The 5828-nt window shown below is 50.9% G+C and carries 2 tRNA genes and 3 rRNA genes; all 5 read right to left on the bottom strand.

Annotated features, from left to right (window positions below):
* Window positions 1–12 precede the first annotated feature (12 nt).
* Window positions 13–125 (bottom strand): 5S ribosomal RNA (gene rrf, locus AC07OD_RS28030).
* Between the two features lie 143 nt (window positions 126–268).
* A 23S ribosomal RNA gene (locus AC07OD_RS28035) occupies window positions 269–3147 on the bottom strand.
* A gap of 371 nt (window positions 3148–3518) precedes the next feature.
* A tRNA-Ala gene (locus AC07OD_RS28040) sits at window positions 3519–3594 on the bottom strand.
* Between the two features lie 33 nt (window positions 3595–3627).
* Window positions 3628–3704, bottom strand: a tRNA-Ile gene (locus AC07OD_RS28045).
* A gap of 91 nt (window positions 3705–3795) precedes the next feature.
* Window positions 3796–5328 (bottom strand): 16S ribosomal RNA (locus tag AC07OD_RS28050).
* The 16S, 23S and 5S rRNA genes sit together here with 2 tRNA genes alongside, the layout of an rRNA operon.
* Between the last annotated feature and the right edge of the window lie 500 nt (window positions 5329–5828).

Here is a 5828-nt window from a genome sequence, read left to right on the forward strand (position 1 = left end):
TGGGCTGTAAGAGCCTGACGATGACCTACTTTCACACGGGAACCCGCACTATCATCGGCGCAAAGTCGTTTCACTGTCCTGTTCGGGATGGGAAGGAGTGGTACCAACTTGCTATGGTCATCAGGCATAACTTGGTGCTGGGCTGTTCGTGGAACAGCCTGGCGAATTCATAGAGTATGGAATCAGATTTTGTGTCTTTTGACTGCGTCAACTTGGCATAACAATCTTTGAGCTTTGCACACTTGCGTGTGTTGGCTATCAAAGTTATAGGGTCAAGCCGCACGAGCAATTAGTATCAGTTAGCTTAACGCATTACTGCGCTTCCACACCTGACCTATCAACGTCCTGGTCTTGAACGACTCTTTAGGGGGCTCAAGGCCCCGGCAGATCTCATCTTGAAACGAGTTTCCCGCTTAGATGCTTTCAGCGGTTATCTCTTCCACACTTAGCTACTCGGCAATGCCACTGGCGTGACAACCGATACACCAGAGGTGTGTCCACTCCGGTCCTCTCGTACTAGGAGCAGGCTTCCTCAAATCTGCAGCGCCCACGGAAGATAGGGACCAAACTGTCTCACGACGTTTTAAACCCAGCTCACGTACCTCTTTAAATGGCGAACAGCCATACCCTTGGGACCGGCTACAGCCCCAGGATGAGATGAGCCGACATCGAGGTGCCAAACACCGCCGTCGATATGAACTCTTGGGCGGTATCAGCCTGTTATCCCCAGAGTACCTTTTATCCGTTGAGCGATGGCCCTTCCATACAGAACCACCGGATCACTATGTCCTGCTTTCGCATCTGCTCGACTTGTCAGTCTCGCAGTTAAGCACGCTTATGCCATTGCACTATCGTCACGATGTCCGACCGTAACTAGCGTACCTTCGAACTCCTCCGTTACGCTTTGGGAGGAGACCGCCCCAGTCAAACTGCCTACCATGCACTGTCCCCGATCCAGATAATGGACCTAGGTTAGAACCTCAAACACACCAGGGTGGTATTTCAACGTTGGCTCCATGAGATCTAGCGACCTCACTTCAAAGCCTCCCACCTATCCTACACAGATCTGTTCAAAGTCCAATACAAAGCTACAGTAAAGGTTCATGGGGTCTTTCCGTCTTTCCGCGGGGAGATTGCATCATCACAAACATTTCAACTTCGCTGAGTCTCAGGAGGAGACAGTGTGGCCATCGTTACGCCATTCGTGCAGGTCGGAACTTACCCGACAAGGAATTTCGCTACCTTAGGACCGTTATAGTTACGGCCGCCGTTTACTGGGACTTCAATCAAGAGCTTGCACCCCATCATTTAATCTTCCAGCACCGGGCAGGCGTCACACCCTATACGTCCACTTTCGTGTTTGCAGAGTGCTGTGTTTTTATTAAACAGTCGCAGCCACCGATTTTTTGCAACCCCGTTGGGCTCGCCTTGTACAGGTTCACCTACTTGGGGCATACCTTCTCCCGAAGTTACGGTATCAATTTGCCGAGTTCCTTCTCCTGAGTTCTCTCAAGCGCCTTAGAATACTCATCTCGCGCACCAGTGTCGGTTTGCGGTACGGTCGTCAATAGCTGAAGCTTAGTGGCTTTTCCTGGAAGCAGGGTATCACTCACTTCGTCTGCAAGCAGACTCGTTATCACCCCTCATCTAAGCCCGGCGGATTTGCCTACCAGGCACGACTACAGGCTTGAACCAACATATCCAACAGTTGGCTGAGCTAACCTTCTCCGTCCCCACATCGCACTATTGATCGGTACAGGAATATTGACCTGTTTCCCATCAGCTACGCATCTCTGCCTCGCCTTAGGGGCCGACTCACTCTACGCCGATGAACGTTGCGTAGAAAACCTTGCGCTTACGGCGAGGGGGCTTTTCACCCCCTTTAACGCTACTCATGTCAGCATTCGCACTTCTGATACCTCCAGCATCCGTTACCAGACACCTTCACAGGCCTACAGAACGCTCTCCTACCACTTGCAATAAATTGCAAATCCGCAGCTTCGGTAACTGGCTTAGCCCCGTTACATCTTCCGCGCAGGACGACTCGATCAGTGAGCTATTACGCTTTCTTTAAATGATGGCTGCTTCTAAGCCAACATCCTGACTGTTTTAGCCTTCCCACTTCGTTTCCCACTTAGCCAATTTTAGGGACCTTAGCTGGCGGTCTGGGTTGTTTCCCTCTTGAGTCCGGACGTTAGCACCCGGTGCTCTGTCTCCCAAGCTGTACTCGTCGGTATTCGGAGTTTGCATAGGTTTGGTAAGTCGCCATGACCCCCTAGCCTAAACAGTGCTCTACCCCCGACGGTAATACTTGAGGCACTACCTAAATAGTTTTCGGAGAGAACCAGCTATTTCCAAGTTTGTTTAGCCTTTCACCCCTATCCACAGCTCATCCGCTAGTTTTGCAACACTAGTCGGTTCGGACCTCCAGTACCTGTTACGGCACCTTCATCCTGGCCATGGATAGATCACTTGGTTTCGGGTCTACACCCAGCGACTGATTCGCCCTATTCGGACTCGATTTCTCTACGGCTTCCCTATTCGGTTAACCTTGCCACTGAATGTAAGTCGCTGACCCATTATACAAAAGGTACGCAGTCACCCTTACGGGCTCCTACTTTTTGTAAGCATGCGGTTTCAGGATCTATTTCACTCCCCTCCCGGGGTTCTTTTCGCCTTTCCCTCACGGTACTGGTTCACTATCGGTCGATTACGAGTATTTAGCCTTGGAGGATGGTCCCCCCATATTCAGACAGGATTTCTCGTGTCCCGCCCTACTTTTCTCTACCTTAGTACCACACGTCTGTTTTCGCATACAGGGCTATCACCTGCTATGGCCGGACTTTCCATTCCGTTTTGCTAACAGTCGTGCTATCAATAGAAGGCTCTTCCGATTTCGCTCGCCACTACTTTCGGAATCTCGGTTGATGTCTTTTCCTCGAGCTACTGAGATGTTTCAGTTCACCCGGTTCGCCTCGCATGACTATGTATTCATCATGCGATACCTCTTGCGAGGTGGGTTTCCCCATTCAGAAATCTCCGGATCAAAGCTTATTTGCCAGCTCCCCGAAGCTTATCGCAGGCTATCACGTCTTTCGTCGCCTGTAATCGCCAAGGCATCCACCACATGCTCTTAGTCACTTGACCCTATAACTTTGACGTTTCTTGCGAAACACCGCCGTCTAATCTTTCAAGGACTTGCCAGGTCTTTCACCTGACGCGTTATGCCGTAAACAACTTCAACCCTTTCGAGTTGTCATCGTATTACTTAAGAATTTCAAACTAGGTTTGAATATTCGTTTTGACGCAATCAAAAATTCTTGTTGCTAGCGGCACGGTCTGCACTAAACCTTTACGAATGTGCAGTTTCCGCTAGCAACTCTGATTCGACTCTATGAATTTTTAAAGAACAGCCGATTGATCAATCGATATTGATCAACAACAAAGAAGCCTTAACCGTTTCCAGTCAAAGCCGCTTTGGTGTTGAGTAATCTTCTTACTACCTACTACCGCAGTGTTGGTGGAGGATGACGGGATCGAACCGACGACCCCCTGCTTGCAAAGCAGGTGCTCTCCCAGCTGAGCTAATCCCCCAGTGTCCTCATACCGTATCCGTGTATTGGAATTTGGTGGGTCTAGTTGGGCTCGAACCAACGACCCCCGCCTTATCAAGACGGTGCTCTAACCAGCTGAGCTACAGACCCATTCCTCAGCTCCGCGAATCGCTTCGCAGGTCTGTGGCTTGTTCCAACAACCGATAAGTGTGGGCGTTCAATCTTGAATGCAGTTTTCCAGAAAGGAGGTGATCCAGCCGCACCTTCCGATACGGCTACCTTGTTACGACTTCACCCCAGTCACGAACCCTGCCGTGGTAATCGCCCTCCTTGCGGTTAGGCTAACTACTTCTGGCAGAACCCGCTCCCATGGTGTGACGGGCGGTGTGTACAAGACCCGGGAACGTATTCACCGCGACATTCTGATCCGCGATTACTAGCGATTCCGACTTCACGCAGTCGAGTTGCAGACTGCGATCCGGACTACGACTGGCTTTATGGGATTGGCTCCCCCTCGCGGGTTGGCAACCCTCTGTACCAGCCATTGTATGACGTGTGTAGCCCCACCTATAAGGGCCATGAGGACTTGACGTCATCCCCACCTTCCTCCGGTTTGTCACCGGCAGTCTCATTAGAGTGCCCAACTGAATGTAGCAACTAATGACAAGGGTTGCGCTCGTTGCGGGACTTAACCCAACATCTCACGACACGAGCTGACGACAGCCATGCAGCACCTGTGTTACGGTTCTCTTTCGAGCACTCCTCTATCTCTAAAGGATTCCGTACATGTCAAAGGTGGGTAAGGTTTTTCGCGTTGCATCGAATTAAACCACATCATCCACCGCTTGTGCGGGTCCCCGTCAATTCCTTTGAGTTTCAACCTTGCGGCCGTACTCCCCAGGCGGTCAACTTCACGCGTTAGCTTCGTTACTGAGTCAGTGAAGACCCAACAACCAGTTGACATCGTTTAGGGCGTGGACTACCAGGGTATCTAATCCTGTTTGCTCCCCACGCTTTCGTGCATGAGCGTCAGTACAGGTCCAGGGGATTGCCTTCGCCATCGGTGTTCCTCCGCATATCTACGCATTTCACTGCTACACGCGGAATTCCATCCCCCTCTACCGTACTCTAGCTATGCAGTCACAAATGCAGTTCCCAGGTTGAGCCCGGGGATTTCACATCTGTCTTACATAACCGCCTGCGCACGCTTTACGCCCAGTAATTCCGATTAACGCTTGCACCCTACGTATTACCGCGGCTGCTGGCACGTAGTTAGCCGGTGCTTATTCTTACGGTACCGTCATGGACCCCCTTTATTAGAAGGAGTCTTTTCGTTCCGTACAAAAGCAGTTTACAACCCGAAGGCCTTCATCCTGCACGCGGCATGGCTGGATCAGGCTTGCGCCCATTGTCCAAAATTCCCCACTGCTGCCTCCCGTAGGAGTCTGGGCCGTGTCTCAGTCCCAGTGTGGCTGGTCGTCCTCTCAGACCAGCTACAGATCGTCGGCTTGGTAAGCTTTTATCCCACCAACTACCTAATCTGCCATCGGCCGCTCCGTCCGCGCAAGGCCTTGCGGTCCCCTGCTTTCATCCGTAGATCGTATGCGGTATTAGCAAAGCTTTCGCTCCGTTATCCCCCACGATCGGGCACGTTCCGATGTATTACTCACCCGTTCGCCACTCGTCAGCATCCGAAGACCTGTTACCGTTCGACTTGCATGTGTAAGGCATGCCGCCAGCGTTCAATCTGAGCCAGGATCAAACTCTACAGTTCGATCTTGATTTTTTCGCTCTTTCGAGCAACTCATAATTAAGAATTGAAGTGAACTTCACTTCTCTCTCATGAGCGTTTGTAGTGCTAAGCACTAGTTCCAAAGAACTTGGCACTCGCCATCAAACGCCCACGCTTATCGGCTGTATATTTTTAATGAACCGGATCACTCACAAAGACCGTAGTCTTTCCTTGCTTTCCCGACTTAGCTGCGATCAGCTGAGCCTTGAATTCTAGCACAGTTTTTGAAGAACTGTCAAACTTTTGAAAACTTTTTTGTTTTCATCACCTTTCAAACTCAGCACCTTGCGGCATCCAGTTCTACTCAGCGAAGCCTTGAATTATATACCGGTTTTTACACCACCTACAACCCAAAACCAAACTTTCTTCTTCCACCTTCTCAGCCCCGGCAACCACAAGGCCTAGACCCCATCATCACCCGAACCTCCAGCGCCCCGCATCTCTGCAGCACCGCCTCAGTAGCGAAGCCCTCGACTATAGCA

It is taken from the genome of Acidovorax sp. GW821-FHT10E03 (assembly GCF_059415205.1).